The sequence below is a fragment of the Silvimonas sp. genome (assembly GCF_031291215.1).
In the GTDB taxonomy this organism is placed as follows: domain Bacteria; phylum Pseudomonadota; class Gammaproteobacteria; order Burkholderiales; family Chitinibacteraceae; genus Silvimonas; species Silvimonas soli.
Map to the genome: position 1 here is coordinate 249423 of NZ_JARLJK010000064.1, position 17581 is coordinate 267003.

19 protein-coding genes are annotated in these 17581 nt (G+C 59.0%); all 19 read right to left on the reverse strand.

What is annotated here, in order from left to right; translation table 11 throughout:
• Positions 1–3 precede the first annotated feature (3 nt).
• The gene (locus P4L78_RS07330; RefSeq protein ID WP_309327426.1) at positions 4–1242 is read right to left on the reverse strand and encodes a beta-ketoacyl-ACP synthase; all 1239 of its coding nucleotides are present in this window, start codon (positions 1240–1242) and stop codon (positions 4–6) included.
• A complete protein-coding gene (locus P4L78_RS07335) occupies positions 1239–1961 on the reverse strand; it encodes a 3-ketoacyl-ACP reductase FabG2 (protein WP_309327427.1) in 723 nt (240 codons plus the stop codon). The genes P4L78_RS07330 and P4L78_RS07335 overlap by 4 nt, the downstream gene beginning before the upstream one ends.
• Positions 1958–2416 carry a hypothetical protein gene (locus tag P4L78_RS07340; RefSeq protein WP_309327428.1) on the reverse strand — a complete coding sequence of 153 codons (459 nt, stop codon included), beginning with the start codon at positions 2414–2416 and terminating at the stop codon, positions 1958–1960. The genes P4L78_RS07335 and P4L78_RS07340 overlap by 4 nt, the downstream gene beginning before the upstream one ends.
• Positions 2413–3579, reverse strand: coding sequence for a beta-ketoacyl-ACP synthase (locus P4L78_RS07345; protein ID WP_309327429.1), 1167 nt, complete (start codon positions 3577–3579; stop codon positions 2413–2415). The genes P4L78_RS07340 and P4L78_RS07345 overlap by 4 nt, the downstream gene beginning before the upstream one ends.
• Positions 3576–4115 carry a DUF3261 domain-containing protein gene (locus P4L78_RS07350; RefSeq protein WP_283150659.1) on the reverse strand — a complete coding sequence of 180 codons (540 nt, stop codon included), beginning with the start codon at positions 4113–4115 and terminating at the stop codon, positions 3576–3578. Before P4L78_RS07350 ends, P4L78_RS07345 begins: the two co-directional genes overlap by 4 nt.
• On the reverse strand, positions 4115–5347 hold the full coding sequence (locus tag P4L78_RS07355; RefSeq protein WP_405051511.1) for an NAD(P)/FAD-dependent oxidoreductase: 1233 nt from the start codon (positions 5345–5347) through the stop codon (positions 4115–4117). The genes P4L78_RS07350 and P4L78_RS07355 overlap by 1 nt, the downstream gene beginning before the upstream one ends.
• On the reverse strand, positions 5331–7667 hold the full coding sequence (locus tag P4L78_RS07360) for an MMPL family transporter (RefSeq protein ID WP_309327431.1): 2337 nt from the start codon (positions 7665–7667) through the stop codon (positions 5331–5333). The genes P4L78_RS07355 and P4L78_RS07360 overlap by 17 nt, the downstream gene beginning before the upstream one ends.
• A gap of 33 nt (positions 7668–7700) precedes the next feature.
• Positions 7701–8300: an outer membrane lipoprotein carrier protein LolA gene (locus tag P4L78_RS07365; protein ID WP_309327432.1), complete on the reverse strand. Its 600-nt coding sequence runs from the start codon at positions 8298–8300 to the stop codon at positions 7701–7703.
• A complete protein-coding gene (locus tag P4L78_RS07370; RefSeq protein ID WP_309327433.1) occupies positions 8297–8719 on the reverse strand; it encodes an acyl-CoA thioesterase in 423 nt (140 codons plus the stop codon). Before P4L78_RS07370 ends, P4L78_RS07365 begins: the two co-directional genes overlap by 4 nt.
• Positions 8712–10247, reverse strand: a complete 1536-nt coding sequence (locus P4L78_RS07375; RefSeq protein ID WP_309327434.1) for an aromatic amino acid ammonia-lyase — start codon at positions 10245–10247, stop codon at positions 8712–8714. Before P4L78_RS07375 ends, P4L78_RS07370 begins: the two co-directional genes overlap by 8 nt.
• Complete coding sequence (locus P4L78_RS07380) at positions 10247–11197, reverse strand: acyltransferase (RefSeq protein ID WP_309327435.1); 951 nt, start codon at positions 11195–11197, stop codon at positions 10247–10249. The genes P4L78_RS07375 and P4L78_RS07380 overlap by 1 nt, the downstream gene beginning before the upstream one ends.
• Positions 11197–11949, reverse strand: a complete 753-nt coding sequence (locus P4L78_RS07385; protein WP_309327436.1) for a glycosyltransferase family 2 protein — start codon at positions 11947–11949, stop codon at positions 11197–11199. The genes P4L78_RS07380 and P4L78_RS07385 overlap by 1 nt, the downstream gene beginning before the upstream one ends.
• On the reverse strand, positions 11946–13631 hold the full coding sequence (locus P4L78_RS07390; protein ID WP_309327437.1) for an AMP-binding protein: 1686 nt from the start codon (positions 13629–13631) through the stop codon (positions 11946–11948). Before P4L78_RS07390 ends, P4L78_RS07385 begins: the two co-directional genes overlap by 4 nt.
• Positions 13624–14154: a hypothetical protein gene (locus tag P4L78_RS07395; protein WP_309327438.1), complete on the reverse strand. Its 531-nt coding sequence runs from the start codon at positions 14152–14154 to the stop codon at positions 13624–13626. Before P4L78_RS07395 ends, P4L78_RS07390 begins: the two co-directional genes overlap by 8 nt.
• 22 nt (positions 14155–14176) lie before the next feature.
• Complete coding sequence (locus tag P4L78_RS07400; protein WP_283150669.1) at positions 14177–14422, reverse strand: acyl carrier protein; 246 nt, start codon at positions 14420–14422, stop codon at positions 14177–14179.
• Positions 14423–14433: 11 nt separating this feature from the next.
• A complete protein-coding gene (locus P4L78_RS07405; protein WP_283150670.1) occupies positions 14434–14694 on the reverse strand; it encodes a phosphopantetheine-binding protein in 261 nt (86 codons plus the stop codon).
• A complete protein-coding gene (locus tag P4L78_RS07410; RefSeq protein ID WP_283150671.1) occupies positions 14654–15454 on the reverse strand; it encodes a 1-acyl-sn-glycerol-3-phosphate acyltransferase in 801 nt (266 codons plus the stop codon). The genes P4L78_RS07405 and P4L78_RS07410 overlap by 41 nt, the downstream gene beginning before the upstream one ends.
• On the reverse strand, positions 15451–16167 hold the full coding sequence (locus P4L78_RS07415) for a beta-ketoacyl synthase chain length factor (RefSeq protein WP_309327439.1): 717 nt from the start codon (positions 16165–16167) through the stop codon (positions 15451–15453). Before P4L78_RS07415 ends, P4L78_RS07410 begins: the two co-directional genes overlap by 4 nt.
• A 101-nt stretch (positions 16168–16268) precedes the next feature.
• Positions 16269–17489, reverse strand: coding sequence for a cation:proton antiporter (locus P4L78_RS07420; RefSeq protein ID WP_309327440.1), 1221 nt, complete (start codon positions 17487–17489; stop codon positions 16269–16271).
• Positions 17490–17581 lie beyond the last annotated feature (92 nt).

Here is a 17581-nt window from a genome sequence, read left to right on the forward strand (position 1 = left end):
AAATCAAACTTTTGTATTGCGGAAAATCAGCGACGTATTAATTCCACCAAATGCGAAATTATTGCTCATCACATAATCGCAAATGATATTGCGTCCACCGCTGGATATATAGTCCAGATCACCGCACCGCGGGTCGATATTTTGCAGATTGAGTGTCGGTGCAAACCAGCCGCTGTTCATCATCTCGATGGTCAGCCACGCCTCCAGCGCACCGCAAGCACCCAAGGTATGCCCCATATAGCTCTTGAGACTGGAAATCGGTGCGTTTTTGCCAAATAGTTGGGCGCTGGCCTGGGTTTCGGCGATATCACCATGTTCAGTCGCCGTGCCATGCCCGTTGATATAGCCAATCTGCGACGCATTGACGCCGGCATCGTCCAGTGCCAGTTGCATCGCCACTGCCATGGTTGCCGCGCTCGGTTGCGTGACGTGACTGCCATCGCAATTGCTGCCGTAACCGATGACCTCGGCATAGATTTTGGCGCCGCGAGCCAGCGCATGTTCGTATTCTTCCAGGATCAGCGTGCAGGCACCTTCGCCAATAACCAGGCCATCCCGGTCTGCGTCATACGGGCGGGGCGACAAGTGCGGCGTATCGTTTCTGGTACTGGTGGCAAACAGCGTGTCGAACACCGCCGCTTCAGTCACGCTCAGCTCTTCAGCCCCGCCAGCAACCATCACCGTTGCCTGGCCGTAGCGAATCGCCTCATAAGCCGAACCGATGCCCTGGCTGCCAGAAGTACATGCGCTGGACGTGGTAAACACGCGCCCGGTCAGGCCGAAAAACACGGAGATGTTCACCGCCGTGGTGTGGCTCATCATCTTCAGATAGCTGTTGGCATTAACGCCTTCAGTGGATTTATTCAGCAGCATTTTGCCAAAGTCGCCCACGGCATCCGGCGTACCGGTACTGGAACCATAAGACACACCAGTGCGCCCCGAAGTCAGCACCGGATGATCCAGCAAGCCCGCGTCAGCCAGTGCCAGCTCGGCCGTACGCACCGCCATCACCGCCACGCGCCCCATGCTGCGGGTACGTTTGCGATTGTAGGTTTCCTTGGGGAGTTCAAACGGCGCCGCGGGTGCCGCCAGACGCGTGTTCAGTCCATCGTATTCGCCCCACTGTGCCAGGTTCACCACCCCGCTGCGCTCGGCGCGCAAGCTCGCTTCAATGGTTGGCCAGTCGTTGCCAATCGGGCTGATCCCGGCCACACCGGTAACCACTACACGCCGCCGGCTCATGCCAGACCTCCGTTCACCGAAATGACCTGACGGGTGATATACGCGGCATCGGGCGAGAGCAAAAAGCTGACGGTGGCGGCGACTTCTTCCGGCTTGCCTACACGTTTGGCGGGGATCATTTTCAGTGCTTCTTCCAGCACAATCGGATCAACCATTTCGGTATCAATCAGGCCTGGCGCCACACAATTGACCGTGATTTTGCGCTTGGCCAGTTCCACCGCCAGCGCCTTGCTGGCACCGATAATCCCGGCTTTGGCGGCGCTGTAATTCACCTGACCGCGATTGCCAATTACGCCGGATACCGACGACAAAGTGACAATCCGGCCGGGCTGGCGGGTCTGGATCATCGGCATTACCAGCGGATGCAGAATATTGTAAAAGCCGTCCAGATTGGTTCGCAGCACGCCATCCCATTCGGCATCAGTCATTGCCGGAAAAGCCGCATCGGCAGCAATGCCCGCGTTACAGACCACGCCATACGGCGCGCCGTGCGTTTCGATATCGGCTTCCAGTGCAGCACGGGCAGCAGCCCGATCGGCCACATCAAATTGCAGAATCCGCGCGTTGCGACCCAGCGCAGCGATCTCTTCGGCCACCGCCTGTGCTTCGGCGCGCCGACTACGGCAATGCAAGATCAGGTCGTAGCCGTCTCGCGCCAGGCGCAGCGCAATGGCGCGGCCGATTCCCCGGCTGGAGCCGGTTACCAATACTGTACTCATGCGTGTTCTTTCAAAAATGCGTCAAGGTTCTCGGGCTGGTAGGCCGAAAGCAGCGCCTCAGCCAGGGTCTCGCCTTGCGGCGTTGCGATCCGGCATTGCATCACGCCAATGCCGTTGTCAGCTTGAAACTCCCGGGTGGCCGTGACCAGCAAGGGCTGGCCCACAACAAACCGTGACACGTGGGTGTGATAGCGGCGGGTGCCGAGCATGAACCCGACGCGGGGTGGCTCGTTGCGCTGGCGCCCTTCCCAACCGGCCAGCGCAGCCATGGTTTGCGCCATGTATTCCAGCCCGACCCAACCGCCGACAAAACCAGCGTCATCAAACATGCCGTCGCCACGCGGTACTACCAATGCGGTGAGCGAGTTGGCCGACACCGCCACCACGCCATCCAGCAACAGCATCGGGCCCGCGTGCGGCACCAGTTCAGAAATAGGTGTGTCCAGGAGCTTCATGTAGCCAGTACCACTGCGATATTGTTGCCGCCAAAGGCGAACGAGTTGCTGATTGCGGCGCTCACTTTAGCGTGTGTGCCGTGTTCCACCAGTGGTAATACCGGCAATGCCGGGTCTTGCACGCCATCCCACAAGTGCGGTGGCAAGCGGTGTTCGGTATCGGTCAGCACGAGCCAGCAAAACAATGCTTCCAGCGAACCCGCCGAACCCAGGCAATGGCCGGTCAGCGGTTTGGTAGAACTGGCGGGCACGCCAGGCAGCAACGCAGCCACCACCTGGTTTTCCATGGCGTCGTTTTGCGGTGTAGCGGTGCCATGCAGATTGGCATAGCCAATCGCACCTGCAGCCAAACCAGCCCTCTCCAGTGCTTGCGTTACCGCCGCCTTGGCACCACGACCGTCCGGAGCTGGTGCAGAAATATGGTGCGCATCAGAGCTTTCGCCCCATCCGGCCACACGTACCGCGGCGGGCTGACGGCTGAGCACAAACAACACTGCCGCTTCGCCCAAATTGATGCCATGACGGTTGGCCGAACTGGGCTGGCACAAGCCCGGTGCCACCGAATCAATAGCGCTGAACCCAGCCACAGTGAAATGCGATAACGAATCCGCGCCGCCGGCAATGACAATATCGGCCAACCCGTGCTCGATCAACCGTGCTCCGGCGGCCATGGCCTTTGCGCCAGAAGTACACGCTGTCGAGATGCAATACGCCGGGCCAGTCACCCCCAGTTCCGCTGCAAGTAAAGTGGCAGGCGAACCCAGCTCTTGCTGGCTGATATGAAACGACGTGGGCAAGGCTCCGTGCAGGTCATAGGCCATGATCGCCGCTTCGCCGTCAGAAATCCCCGAGGTACTGGTCCCCAGAATGACGGCGATACGCTGTTTGGAAATTCCCGCCGCCAGCGCGTCAAACTGCGGCCGGATTTGCGCCAGTGCAGCCAGCAACAGCGCGTTATTACGCGAGCGTAACTGCAGCGGCAGATGCGCCAGCGAAGGCAAATCTGCATCGACGACCTGCCCGAGGACCAGTTCACGACCAGCGCTGTATTCGTCGGTCGCAAACATGCCCGGACTGGTCCCGGCAAAGAGGTTGGCCCGAATGCTGGCGATGTCATTACCTAGCGCGCACAGGGCGCCAGAAGCGTTGATATAACAGGTCATTCTACTTCGCTGGAATCAATAGTCAGGGTGTAGGCCAGTTGGTGATGATGCAGCACCGCTCGGCCTTGCCAGTGATCGGCACCGTCATAAACGATATCGACCATTACATCAGTACCACGCAGCACAGTGCGCTGCTTGCTCTCGTCACGCACGCTCCAGCCGTCGGGCAATGCCTTTTGCAAGGCGTCGGCGGGGGCATAAACCAGCAACAGATCGTTAAGGATACGCTGTGGCGGCAGTTTCATTGCCGGCAGCATATCGGCTTTCAGGTTCTGGCCATCGTAATCCAGCGTCGCCATGCGCAAACCCATGGCGCTGTTGATCACCTCAAGCTGCTGCGCGTCCAGTTGCAGGACGGATTCCATTACCGCGCCGCCACCCGGATAACTCACCTGAAGTTGTTGTTGCACGGTACGCGGGCTGCCCAACGCAGCGGGTGGAATTTGCAGCAACGGCAAATCCCGCGTCAGCAAACTGGCGCAACCACTCAGGAGCGTCAGCCCCAACAGGGTGGCCGCTAGCAATAACCGCCGCATCACATCGACACCGCAGCGTCCAGCGCGGCCAGCCAGCGCTCGGGCGCACGCACGCACGGATTGGTTTCGTCCCATGCGTAACCTGCCAGGATCGACGAAATCATGCGGCGTACTTCTTCATTCTTGTCTTTGTAATAGATCAGCTTCTGGAAGCGCCCGTCATACCACGCGGTAACAAAGGCGCGGAAGGCATCCACTCCACGTTTGAGCGGCACGGCGTAATCTGCCGACCAATCCACGGTTTCGCCATCGAGCATGCGGCCCAGAGCTTTGGCGGCCAGGCTGGCCGAAGTCAGCGCAATGGTCACGCCGGATGAGAACACCGGGTCCAGAAACTCGCCCGCATTCCCCAACAGCGCAAAGTGCTTGCCATACAGTGATTTCACATTGGCCGAATAGCCGGTAATGGTCCGCGCCGGGATGTTCCAATGCGCGTTGGCCAGTAGCTTTTTCAGGTTGGGCGCTTCATTCACGATGGCTTGCAGCCGCTCCAGCTCAGTGCCGCTGTATTGCGCCAGAAACGCCGGTTCTGCTACTACGCCGAGCGAGCAATGACCGTTGGAAAACGGAATGGTCCAGAACCACACATCCTGATGCTCTGGATGAGTGGTAATCAGAATTTTGTTGCGATCAAACGTGCCGACCGGAATGCGGTCTTCGATATGGGTAAAGATGGCGCCGCGCACCGGGAAGTTTGATGGTGTTTCCAGATCAAGCAAGCGCGGCAATACGCGGCCAAAACCGCTGGCATCCAGCACAAACTTTGCGGTTACGCGGTATTCGTCACCGCTGGCATTGTCTTTAACCAGCAAAGTGGGCGTTTCGCCTTCTAAATCGGCAGCGAGTACGGTTTGCTGATAACGGAACTCAGCGCCGGCGCGTGCGGCGCCGTCGGCCAGCACTTTGTCGAAAGCACCGCGCTGCACCTGGTAAGTGGTGCCCCAACCTTTGGACCACTTTTCGCGGAAATCAAAAAAGGTAGCGTCTGCTTCACCGCGGGCAAAGGCGGCGCCATTCTTGTACTGAAACCCGGCTTCCACCACGTCCTGCAGCAGACCGGCTTCTTCGATATACGCCATGCTCTGCGGCAACAAACTCTCGCCAATCGAAAAACGTGGAAACGTTTCGCGTTCCAGCACCAGCACCTGACGACCTTGCTTGCGCAGCAGGGCCGCAGCGACGGCACCGGATGGTCCGGCACCAATAATGACGATTTCAGCGTGTTGCGTCAGTTGCGACATGTGCTTTTCCGGAGGATTGAGTAATGCGAAACAAAGGCGCGAGCAGCCAGACAAAGCCGATCCCGCATAAAGTGGAGAACCCGAATGCATGCAGCGCTGGCGTGGAACTGAGCGCCAGCAAGCCAAACGATAACAAGGTGCAGATTGCTGCCAGCGTCACCGCCAGATAAACCCGGCCATCATCCGGATGCTCCAGCAGGAAAATCCCGTAATCCATGCCCATGCCAAGCACCAGCAAAAAGGTGACCATGCTCAGCAATTGCAGCGGCGCACCTACTGCACCCATGACCGCCAGCGTCATCAGGGTGGCCAATGCGGGCGGTAACATGATGCGCCAGGTCTGGCGGCGATAGCGCAGTGACAAGACCGCGAACGCTAACACATAGGCGCCGATCAGCACTTGCGTTAACAACTGGCGATATTGCGCCATCAGAGCGGAGATTTCCGACACCTTGTCGACCCACACCACGCCATCAACCTTGATTTGCGCCAGTTGCGCGGTGGTGGCGCGGTCATTCAAGCCTTGCAGCAGCATCATGCTGGCGTATTGGGTGCCCTTTGCGCCCCTTTGCTGACCCAGCCACAAATAGCTACTCGCCACAGCTGCCGGCGATTTGAACCAGGTTTCAAAATCAAGCAAGGGCGCATCAGTGCGCTGTTGCTGCAACCAGGCTGGCGTCAATCCCACGTTGTCAGCCAGACCTTCCAGCAAGCCATGCCGCTGGTTGATCTGCTGATCCAGCAAGGCGGCATTACGGCGCTGGGTGGCCTGCGACGGCACCCAGCGGCTGACGCTCTCTACGCCGGCCAATTGGCCCCGCGCGATATACGGTGCCATCTGGCTACGCACGGCCTCTTCACGTTGCAAGACTTGCTCGGGCGTGGCGCCAGTCACAATGAATAACTGCGCCGGGCTGGGCAACCCCATGACGCGACCGATATCGATTTGCTCCGATAACAATTGCGGATCAACGCCGGATAGCGCGCGGATATCGTCATTTTGTTTCAGCTGGCTCAGGCCAGCGCCAATCAGCACCAGTAATGCCAGCATCCATAGCCAACGGCGGCCATACACTCGCGGCCAGCGCTGCAATAAACCACCTATCCATTGACTCAAACTGGTGGGCCGCATGCCACGACTTTCCAGCAGCGGGAACCACAACATCACCGTGAGCCAGGCGCCGACAATGCCGATAATGGCAAACACCGCCATCTGTGCCAGACCAGGAAACGGCGTCAGCGCCAGCCCCAGATAACCCAGTGACATAGTAGTGACCGCCAGCAGCATGCTTGGCAACAACTTGCGATATCGCGCTGAGACCGGCTGCGGGTTATCGATGCCGGACGCCAGTGCCAGCAAGCTGTAGTCCACCGCCACCCCGACCAAGCTGGTGCCAAACACCAACGTGAGCATGTGGATATGGCCGAATAGCTGCAAGGTCAGCGTGGTGCTGACCAGGCTACCGATGATTACCGATAACGCCGCCAGCGCCACTGGTCGCACGCCACGGAACACCAGCAGCGCCAGCAGTAACACGCCGATGGTAGAGCCGACACCAATGGTCGACATCTCGCTTTTTGCACTACGCGCTGCGGTAGCTGCAAACAGCACCACGCCAGCGCGGCGTAACTGAATGTCTGGATATTGGCTCTTGAGCTTGCTTGCCGCGCTTTCCAGTCCACCTAACACCTGTTCTTGCAAACCAAGGGCAAACGCGCTGCCGTTGAGCGTGTATGGCAGCACCACATAATTGATGCCATTGGCCGAGGCCCGCAAAAAGCCTTCTTGCGGGCGCAGCTTGTTGGCACCGGCCAGGCTTTGCAGCCAGTTGGCGTACAGGCCAAATGGATCATCCTTCCATGCCAGCGTAGCGCCTGCTACTGGCGAATACGCGGCGGCCAAGCCACGCTGTGCCCAGTCGGTCTGGCTCTGTTGCAATGCCTGCAAGTCAGTTGGGGCCAGAAAATTGTGCCGATAAGGGGTATAAAAATTGCTGATCGCCGCCAGCGTTTCGCCGAGCGGCTGGCTGGTCATCGGCAGAGCGGCAATGTCATGCTGAAACTGTCGAGCGGCGGCGGTGGCCTGGTCCGGATCTTTATTGCCGATCATGAACACCAGGTGACGTTCACCCTGCGCGGCAAGCGAGCGCAACGCCGCTTCGGCCATCGGGTTGCGCTGGTCACGCGGCAATAGCGCAAACAGATCGGTATCGAGCCGGTGCGGCAGCGTATTGCGTTCCAGCAGCAAGGTGCCAGCTAACGCCAGCACCACCAGCAACCAGATCGCAGCGAGCATTTTGCTTACGCGCATGCGGCACTCGCGCAGATCAACGTGGTGCCAGGCTTATTCAAAATACGCGCTCTCGGTCGGGGTCAGCGCGGGCGCGGTAGTGACGTCGTGCATGTCGATCTGGGTTACATCGCCGCTGGCTGCGTTCAGCTGGATATGTTCAACCGTGCCCGAACCTTGCAACTGGATGCCGGAAATCAACTTGCCCAATGCGGCGTCTTTAGGTGTGAGCGAGAGCTTCCAGTTTTTGCCGGAGACACTGCCGTCGGCATTAAACAAGCGGCCCAGCGCGCCCACATCGCCCGAGAACAGCGAGAACAGCAAACCGCTGACGGTTTTTACGGTCGGCTCTTTATCGCCCGACAGTTTCATCATCACCTGGTCGCCATTCTTTTGCAGAATCTCGCCACGGGTCACGCGCAAGGTGCTGGGGAAAGGCTTTTCGGCTTTCCAGATCACACCGCGCTGTTTGTCGACCAGGAACGAACCAGTCGAGGTCAGCGGTTTTTTCACGCCGACCAGTTGCCGCGCCTGAGTGAACTGGCCGTGAATAACCGGTGCGTCAATCAGTTTGCTCTGGATATTCTTGAACAGCACATCATCGGCGTGCGCAATGCCAGCGAGCAGGCACAAGCCAAAAAACAATGATTTCACGGGTGAGGTACTCCGAGTTTTTCAAACAGGATGGCGGGCGAGACAAAGCACATTTCACCACTGGTCATATTCACCGCCACTTGTACGGTGTGGCCGCGTGTCAGGCGTTCGCCACTAGCTACATCGCGGATTTCGTAGCGTACTTTCAGGCGGTTTTCCCACTCCACAATCGCGGCGTGGATTTCAATTTTTTGCTGGTAAACCAGCGGTCGGGCATAGCGCACGTTCAGTTCGATCACCGGCCAGGCAAACCCGGAATCGCGCATGGCGGGCACGTCGTAATCCAGTTGCTGGAACAGCGCGGTGCGGGCGTGTTCAAAGTAACGGGCGTAGTTGCCGTGCCACACCACGTGCATCGGGTCCAGATCATGAAACGGGATGACCAGGGTGACACTGGCGCTATGCAGCGGCTTAGTCATAGATGCTCCAGGCCTGATCGCTGATGCGCGTCAGCAGTTGTCGCAGCAATGGTTCGAGCGCGACATCTTCATCAATAAAGGCAATTTCTGCACCCAGTTGCGCCACAAAACCACTGGCTTGGGCCGACAACGCCACCGAAGCTCCGCCGTCGCGTTCACGCAGCGCCACGCCCTGGCGCACGGTGATCAACATGGCGGCCAACACTTGTTCGGTCAATTGCAGCACGCGCAAACAATCGCGCGCCGCAATGGTGCCCATGCTGACTTTGTCCTGATTGTGGCATTCGGTGGACCGCGAGAAAACGGAAGCGGGCATGGTCAGCTTGAGCGCTTCAGCCGTCCATGCCGACACACTGATTTGCAGCGCTTTCAAACCATGATTAATGGCTGCGCGCGGGCCAGTGGCACCGGACAGATTGGCGGGCAAACCGTGGTTGTAACGAGCATCGACCAGCAAAGCCATTTGCCGATCCAGCAAATCCGCCACATTGGCGACCAGGTTTTTCAGGCTGTCCATGGCAAACGCGATATGGCCGCCGTAGAAGTGGCCGCCGTGCAGCAGGCGCTGTTCTTCCGGGTCGATCAACGGGTTGTCATTGGCGCTGTTGAGTTCGTTTTCGATGGTGGTGCGCAAAAACGGCAGCGTGTCTTCAAGCACGCCAATCACATGCGGCGCGCAACGCAAGGAATAGCGATCCTGCAAACGTTGTTCGCTGCCGATATCCGAGATATCGCCGCGAATCCGTGCGGCCACGCGCTGCTGCCCGGCGTGTGGCTTGGCGGCGAATAGCGCCTCATCAAAGTGGTAGGCATTGCCGGCGGCGGTCGCCACTGCAAGGCTGGTGATACGCGTTGCCAGTTCGCTCACGTAATTGGCTTTATCCCACGCCAGACAGGCCAGCGCAGTCATGACCGCAGTGCCATTCATCATCGCCAGGCCTTCTTTGGGGCGCAGGCGCAGTGGGGTTAGCCCGGCGGCATTCAAAGCTGCGGCGGCAGTGAGTGTTTCGCTTTTGACGCGCGCCTCGCGCTCGCCACACATGACGGCGACCACATACGACAGTGGCGTCAGATCGCCACTGGCGCCCACTGAACCCTCTGCGGGCACCAACGGCAAGATGTCATGCGCAATCAGACCTTGCAGTTGCGCCAGCAAATCCCAGCTCACGCCGGAATAACCACGGGTGAGCGATGCCAGGCGGGTGGCAAGGATGGCACGGGTTTGCGGGGCGTCGAAGTGTTCGCCCAGACCGCAGCCGTGATAGGTATAAAGGTGATGCGGCAACTCGACGACCAGATCCATCGGAATGCCGACGGTGCAGGAGTCGCCATAACCGGTGGTCACGCCGTAAATCTCACCCTCTTCAGCCAGCAACCGATCCAGAAACTGCGCACCGGCGCTGATGCGCTGGGCAAACGCCGGGCTGGCATCAAGTTCGGCCACGGCCTGGCGCCGTGAAATCGCCACGATGTTTTCAATGGTCAACCGCGCCGGGCCGAAAGTGATTTTGTGCAAAGCGTCGCTCATCAGGCTTGGGCCTCGGTCATGCGGGCCTGCGCCCAGAATGGGAAGAAATTGAACCACTGTAATGGCGCGAGGTGACATTCAGCTGCCATGAGGTCGGCAAACTGTTGCGCCAGCAGTGTCGCTCCAGCTGTGCGGTCCGCCCGGGGCAGATGCACCGGGTCCGCCAGTTTGCGGATGGTGATGTGCGTATCGCAGCCGCGCTTGCTGGCAATGACGACCAGCAGCGGACATTTAAGGATACTGGCGATCAGATACGGCCCCATCGGCAGCAGCGTCGGACACCCTAGAAAGTCTACCGGCACCATGCGGCCTTGATCCGACACCGGCACCCGGTCACCGGCAATCACCACAAACTCACCGCGCTCGACCCGCTCGGACAACAACACGGCGGTGGCGGATGACAGGTCGGTGACCTGAATCAGGTCAACCTGGCTATCTGGCGCCAGCTCGCGCATCAGCCGGTTGAATTGTTGCGCGTGGCGGGTGTGGGTAAAGATGGTCAGCTTGAGCGCGGAGCGGCGCTGTTTGGCCATCGCCCGGCAAAGCTCGAAATTGCCGATATGCGAGGCCACAATCACCCCGCCCTTGCCTTGTTCCAGCAGATCAATCAGTGGCTGGCCGCCATCCACATGCACGCCGCCGACACGTTCGGGGGCACTCCACACCAGCAACTTGTCGAGCAAGGTTTCGGCAAAAGCGCCGAAATGCCGCAGCACGCTCAGCAGCGTCGGCGCGGGCGATGCGCCCGCTGTGTCTTGATGCAAGCGATTCAGATAATCTCGCGAGGCAGCACGGGCGTCTGGGCGCGTGGCCACATACCACGCCAGCACTGGATACAGCGCAACGCGGAACGGCCAGCGACCAAACCAGCGATAAACCGTGAACAAGATTTTCATACCGGAAACAAACCCGGCTTCGCCCACTTTGGACCAGTGAATGGCACGTTCCATCAGGCGCTCCGCATTCCGCCGTGACCGCGCAAAACGCGCCACAGCAATTTGGGCAAGCGCGGCAACATGCCGAGGAACAGCCGGGTATGCATCAGGCTGATCAGCATGTTGTCGTGCCACAAATTGAAGTGCGAAACCCCATCAAGCGGGTAACGCACATGCGTAGGCACGTTGATGATTGGCACGCCGCGCCAGTCCAGCCGCACCAGGATTTCTGCGTCGAAATCCATGCGCCGGCCAATATGCACGCGATCGACCAAAGCCAGCGTGGCAGGCAGCGGGTAAATGCGAAAGCCGCACATCGAATCTTTAATGCGCAATGACAACGTGTTGATCCACACCCAGATATGCGTGGCGTAGCGGCCGTAGTAGCGGGATTTGGGTACTGATTCATCGTAGATCGGGTAGCCAGCGATCACTGCGTCCGGGTACGCCTGCGCTGTGGCGACGATATGTGGCAGATCACCAATGTCATGCTGTCCATCCGAATCAATCTGCAAGGCATGGGTATAACCCAACTGGCCCGCCAGGCGCATGCCGGTAATCACCGCACCGCCTTTGCCCTGATTCTGCTCATGCCGGCTCAAGGTCACGCCCGGCAAGGCCGCCAGATCATCCAGCACGTGGGCGCAGGCGGCTGTGCTGCCATCGTCGACCAGAATGACCGGTAAATTGTGGGCCTGCAGCGCCTGTACCACCTGACCAATCGCTTGTTCGTGGTTATAAACCGGGATGACCGCACACAGCTTCATGCCTCATCCCCAAAAACAATACGTCCGCTGGAATGCACGCGCTCACCCGAGCTGTAGCTGAACGACAATTGCTGTTTGTCTGTGCGATAACGCAGCGTCAGGGCGACTTGCGCATCCGGCAGGATCACGTTCTGGAACTTGACTGCATCCATACCTTTGAAGGCGGGCGGCATCTTGAACAGCGTGCGACCAAAGTGAATGGCCCAGTGCAGTTGCGCCACGCCCGGTAGCACGCTGGCATGCGGGAAATGGCCGTCAAAATGCGCCAGATCAGCCACGATGGCGAGTATCAACGTGGTTTCATCATCGTGCTGCTGCGTAGCCAGAATTTGTGGCAAACGCGGTCGTTCAAACAACATCCGTACATCCTGTTCCGGGGTTTTGCCCATACTGGTTTGCGGCAAGGCGTCGACAAAACGCCACCGGCGCGGTAGCCCTACCCGTTCAAAGCTTTGCGCCAGGTGATCGCGCAGCCAACGCGTCAGCGCCATACGCCCGTCGTTATGCAGACGGTCTGCGCCGACGCCGTTGAGCACCAGCACGGCACCCAACTCCACGCGGGCACCGTCCAGCACCACCACGCGAACTTCGGTCACGAGGCCGGTGGCCTGCAACGCATGCTCCAGCGCGGTCAGCGATATCCGTTTTTCTTCAATCTTGGCAATGCGGTCTGCCCGCCCCAGCAAGCGAAAGCGGCCATCGGCGAGGAACTCGGCGCGATCAGCCGTCTGGAACCAATCGGCACTGGGCAGATAAGGCGAACGCAGGCGCAGCAAGTCTTCTTCACCCGCTGCAATCTCAACACCTGGCAGCGGTTGCCACGCCGCATCCGGGTGATCACGCCAGGCAATGCCGCCCGTTTCCGAACTACCAAAGATTTCACGCACGGCCACGCCGGTACGTTCGCGCATGGCCAGAGAAGCAGCGGCGGGTAGCGGACCACCCGAAGAGAAAATCGCCCGGCAGCGATGTGCCAGGCCAGACAGATTCATCTGTTCCGGCAGCCGTTTGAGAAAGGCCGGGCTGCTGACCAACACCAGCGGCTGTTGCCCGCTCAGATGCACCAGTTCTTCCGGAAAAGCCAGGGCTTTGGCGGCAAACGCGCGCCCGCTCACCAACGGCCAGACAATGCGGAACAACAAACCGTAGACATGTTGCTGCGATACCGTGGCCACGATACAGGCATTCGCGGGGATATCAGCCCCGAAGACGCTTTCCTGGGCGCGCATTTCGTCGTCCAGCTGCGCCAGCTTTTTGGGGATGCGGCCCGGTTCACCGGTTGAGCCAGAGGTAAAAACTTCGACCGCTCGCAAATCACCCGACAATGGGGCCAGCGTGCCGGTTCGGGCATGCTGCCAGTCGGTGACCGTGGGTTCGGCAAATTCGCCGATCAGCGCGACAGACAATGCCCGCACGCGTTCAGTAGTGGTCGGCGTATTGTCGCCCGGCAAAATCACGCAACGCCCGGCGTGCCAAGCCGCCAGCAACCAGACACAGCAACGGTAGCAATCGGTCTCGAACAGCGCCACATCACCAGCGGGCAATGCGCCGATCACACTGGTGGCGCGAGCGACGTCATAACGCCATTGCGCGCGGGTAATGATCTGCTCACCAGCCATTGCCAGCGGTAAATGATTCGGGCCAGCCAGCGCCCCTTGCAGCAAACTGAAACACTCAGCCATGACGGCGCACCCGCTGGCGAATCAACCATTCGCCACCCAACATCAAGCCGATCAACACATAGGCAATCAGGCCGTTATAAATAGTCCAGACTCTGGCGTCGTTGTAGAGCACCGTCGCCAGTGCAATGCCGCCATTGATGGCAAAGAACACACACCAGGCAATGGTGACGCGACGCGTATAACGCACGCCGGATTCCGGCAGATCGGGTTCAGTGAGCCGAGCCATGCGTTCGATCATGGTTTGCGGTGCCTTGAGGCTCAACGCAAACACAATCAACATCGCCACGTTGACCAGCACCGGATACAAACGCACCGGCAAGTCCGAACGCATCAGCAGCGCCAGCACCCCAAACACCGCCGCCACCGGCGCCAGCCACGCCAGACCTGGCAGCGCGGCGCGTTTATGCCAGGCGAGCGGAATCAACACGATCCCGAGTAGCCAGAGCGGCCAGCCGAGATAATGAAAAAGCCAGAACAATGCGGGAATGATCAAGCCGGCAACGGCAGCAAGCCAGGCAGGCATTATGCTTGGATAGCCAGATGCATTACTGGTGAATCAAACCGTACACCGCTTCGACCACGTCGTTGATGGTGCGAACCGATTTGAAGGCTTCCGGCTGCAGACGCTTGCCGGTGACTTGCTTGAGCTTCACGATCAGGTCAACAGCGTCGATGCTGTCGATATCCAGGTCTTCATACAAGCGCGCTTCAGGTTTGATGCGTTCCGGGCTGATTTCAAACGAGTCGACCAGATCTTTGGCGATCCAGTTATAGATTTCATCTTTGGTCACACTTAAGCTCCTTACTTGGTGCGATTGGCGCCGACAAATGCCGCCAGTGCGCTGACCGAAGCAAAATGCCGCCGGGTTTCTTCCGAGTCCGCAGCAAAGCTCAGACCATAACGCTTTTGCAGCGTCACGCCCAATTCCAGCGCATCAATGGAATCCAGTCCCAGACCGTCCACAAACAAGGGCGCATCGGCATCGATATCGTCCGGCGTAATTTCTTCGAGATTCAGGCTGTCAATAATCAGCGTTTTGATCTCTGCGACCAGTGGGTCCATGTTGCGCAATCTCCCTGCTAAAAAATTGTTCCAGCCACGCCGTCAACCAGCGTGCCTGTAAGGCGGGCTCTCCCTTGCCCGTAATCAACGGCGCCACCGCCACATCATCCAGCACGTGAATGCTGAAGTGCGGCTTGGTGGGTGGCGGCCGATACCACTTGCTGCTCTTGGTCAGCGTTTTTTCTGAAACAGTGATCACTACCGGCGTAATGGCAATGTTGCCGCGCACCGCGATATTGGCAGCACCACGTTGAAAACTCATTTCACCCAGCGGCCCGGTACGCGTGCCTTCGGGAAAAACAATCAGATTGTTGCCACGGCCAATGGATTCGATAGCATCCGCCACCAGCCCCGGCCCGCTGGCGTTACTGATATAACCAGCCACACGCACCGGCCCGGCCGTAAATGGATTATTCCAGAGCGAGGCCTTGACCACGCAATCGGGCCGTTTGGTTAGCGCCATCAGGATCACTACATCAATCAAGGACGGGTGATTGGCCAGGATCAACAAACCAGGGCGATTGAGCTTTTCGGCACCATGCACTGTAAAGCGGATGGCGCCAGTGACTTTCATAAGCCAGACAAACGTCGCCATGGCGTGACTGATAAAGTTTTTGGCAAACTTTTCGCGTTCAATGCGGCGCGGCAACAGCAGCATGCCGGGAAACACAATGCCGCGAATGGCCAGGCCGCCCAGACCAAACATGGCAAAGCAAAAGCCAAAGGCAAACGTGCGCCAGGAACGCGACAACATATTCATGCTGGCCGCCTCGCAAGGCACCAGCCAGAAGTACTCAATGGCAAGCGGTTTTGCGCGGTCAGCATAAAGCGTAGCAACGCCATTGGATCAGCATCGCTCTGCGCTGGCGCAGACCATGAAATGTCGAACTCGTCACCGGGGACCAGCGTGAGCAAATAAGCAAAGGTCGGCGTCGAAGGTTCGCCATAACACTGATATTCGGCTGGCAATGGCTCGTCACAGATCACCAGTCGTACCCGCGGCGCACCGTCAGCCAGTTGCATGGCCGCTTCAAACAGACCGGCAAACGCCGTTTGCGTCCCAGCAGCCAGCGCCATCACATTGGCGCTCTCTTTGCGGGCAATGGTGTACAACCCGGCGATGGCGTTGTGCACCGACATACTGAATGCCTGCGGCGAAACGGTGCCGCTGGCCGCGAGTTCGTGCAACAACTGCGTGGACTGACCGATTTCGCCATAGCGCGAGGCAAAAACGATGGGAGATTGTGCATCTGCGTCTTCTGCATACAGCACTTCCAGTGCCATACGCCCCAACCGCTGGGCGCGACGACGCAGCATTGCCGGCATTTTTGCGACTGCTGGCTCAGGCCCGTCGGCCGAGCGCACGCCCGCCGCAGCCCAGTCCAGCCAGGCTTGCGGGGTCGTCAGGTCAGGCGCCCAGGCAGCCCAGCTTTCCAGGCGAAATCGCAAAGAGTTTACAACCGGTTCAATCATCTTTCCTGCTGACGCCCGCTGGGCATCAGCTCCAAAAATCCATTTAAAAACAGAACACTGCCGCGAAAGGCCGCCCATGCTGCCATAGCCTTGAGGTCAACTCAATACTGTGGGCAATCTTGCCGTTTTCGCTGGCTGATCGCACGCAGTAAGTTGACAAGGGGACCAGTCATCAAAGTTGTGAGAAATGCCATCAAAACCAGCGCGGCAAAGACGGGTGCCGTCAGCAAGCCAAGGTCCATCCCGATATTCACAATCACCAGTTCCATCAGCCCCCGGGCGTTCATCAACACCGCAATCATGCAAGCATTGTGCATATCCACGCCGGTGAGACGGGCGCCACAGAAGGCGCCACCCGCTTTGCCAAGGCACGCAACAATAGTTACAGATGCAATCAGCCAGAAGTCAGCACTACCGGCAAAGTTCAGATGCGTACGCAAACCGGTGTAGGCAAAAAACAACGGTAACGCCCAGACCATCGGTTTGGCCAGTAGCGCTTGCAGACGGGCGCCAAGTTGTTCGTGCCGCGGCAAAATTACACCAGCCAGAAATGCACCCAACAACAAATGCAAGCCCAGATGATCAGCAATCCAGCTCGAGACCAGTAAGGTCAGCAGCGCCAGCAAGCAGTAGACCGTCAAGGATGTCCGCAATTGCAGCAGGCGGGACAGCAATGGGCGCACGGCCAGTAGCATGAATAACACCCAACCCAGACCAAGGATCATCGCGCCCAGACTGGAAGCCCCCGGCTTGCAGATGATCAGCACCACCGCCAGCAATATCCAGGTGCAGACATCGCTCAGCACCGCAGCGGCCATCGCCAGACTACCAATGGGTGTGGCCAGCAACTTTTGTTCGCGCAGGATGCGTGCCAGCACCGGCAGAGCGGTCATGCTCAAGGCGGTGCCAATAAATAACACGAACGACAGTTGCGGCACCTTGCCGGCGACGTAATGCGGATAAAGGACAAACGCGAGCGCCGCGCCCAGCACAAATGGCAGCAAAATACCGCCCGCGCTCACTGCGATAACCGTCCATTTACGCTGGCGCAAGATCTGCGTGTCTTGCTCCAGGCCCAGCGTCAGCATGAACACGGCAATGGCGGCCTGGCTGATCCAGCCTGGCGCCGTCAGCCCTTGGGGCGGAAATACCAGCACGCTCAACTCAGGCGCGAGCGCCCCGAATACCGATGGCCCCAACAACAGGCCTGCCGCCATTTCGCCCACCACTTTGGGCTGGCCACATACCCGCGCCAGCATGCCTGCCAACTGGCAACAGGCAATGACCACAATAATTTGAAATAGCAGCTGAATAACCGGCATGACGTCGCGCGCAGAGGTTTCAAACGGCTCACAGGCGAACCGCAGGGCGGCGAGTATAGCAGAGCAACGCCCCATCCTGACGCGGTGCTTGC

Excerpts from the sequence above, each read along its gene's own strand:
- P4L78_RS07330 (WP_309327426.1), bottom strand. The coding sequence starts at position 1,242 with ATGAGCCGGCGGCGTGTAGTGGTTACCGGTGTGGCCGGGATCAGCCCG.
- P4L78_RS07335 (WP_309327427.1), bottom strand. The coding sequence starts at position 1,961 with ATGAGTACAGTATTGGTAACCGGCTCCAGCCGGGGAATCGGCCGCGCC.
- P4L78_RS07340 (WP_309327428.1), bottom strand. The coding sequence starts at position 2,416 with ATGAAGCTCCTGGACACACCTATTTCTGAACTGGTGCCGCACGCGGGC.
- P4L78_RS07345 (WP_309327429.1), bottom strand. The coding sequence starts at position 3,579 with ATGACCTGTTATATCAACGCTTCTGGCGCCCTGTGCGCGCTAGGTAAT.
- P4L78_RS07350 (WP_283150659.1), bottom strand. The coding sequence starts at position 4,115 with ATGCGGCGGTTATTGCTAGCGGCCACCCTGTTGGGGCTGACGCTCCTG.
- P4L78_RS07360 (WP_309327431.1), bottom strand. The coding sequence starts at position 7,667 with ATGCGCGTAAGCAAAATGCTCGCTGCGATCTGGTTGCTGGTGGTGCTG.
- P4L78_RS07370 (WP_309327433.1), bottom strand. The coding sequence starts at position 8,719 with ATGACTAAGCCGCTGCATAGCGCCAGTGTCACCCTGGTCATCCCGTTT.
- P4L78_RS07375 (WP_309327434.1), bottom strand. The coding sequence starts at position 10,247 with ATGAGCGACGCTTTGCACAAAATCACTTTCGGCCCGGCGCGGTTGACC.
- P4L78_RS07380 (WP_309327435.1), bottom strand. The coding sequence starts at position 11,197 with ATGGAACGTGCCATTCACTGGTCCAAAGTGGGCGAAGCCGGGTTTGTT.
- P4L78_RS07385 (WP_309327436.1), bottom strand. The coding sequence starts at position 11,949 with ATGAAGCTGTGTGCGGTCATCCCGGTTTATAACCACGAACAAGCGATT.
- P4L78_RS07390 (WP_309327437.1), bottom strand. The coding sequence starts at position 13,631 with ATGGCTGAGTGTTTCAGTTTGCTGCAAGGGGCGCTGGCTGGCCCGAAT.
- P4L78_RS07395 (WP_309327438.1), bottom strand. The coding sequence starts at position 14,154 with ATGCCTGCCTGGCTTGCTGCCGTTGCCGGCTTGATCATTCCCGCATTG.
- P4L78_RS07405 (WP_283150670.1), bottom strand. The coding sequence starts at position 14,694 with ATGGACCCACTGGTCGCAGAGATCAAAACGCTGATTATTGACAGCCTG.
- P4L78_RS07410 (WP_283150671.1), bottom strand. The coding sequence starts at position 15,454 with ATGAATATGTTGTCGCGTTCCTGGCGCACGTTTGCCTTTGGCTTTTGC.
- P4L78_RS07415 (WP_309327439.1), bottom strand. The coding sequence starts at position 16,167 with ATGATTGAACCGGTTGTAAACTCTTTGCGATTTCGCCTGGAAAGCTGG.
- P4L78_RS07420 (WP_309327440.1), bottom strand. The coding sequence starts at position 17,489 with ATGCCGGTTATTCAGCTGCTATTTCAAATTATTGTGGTCATTGCCTGT.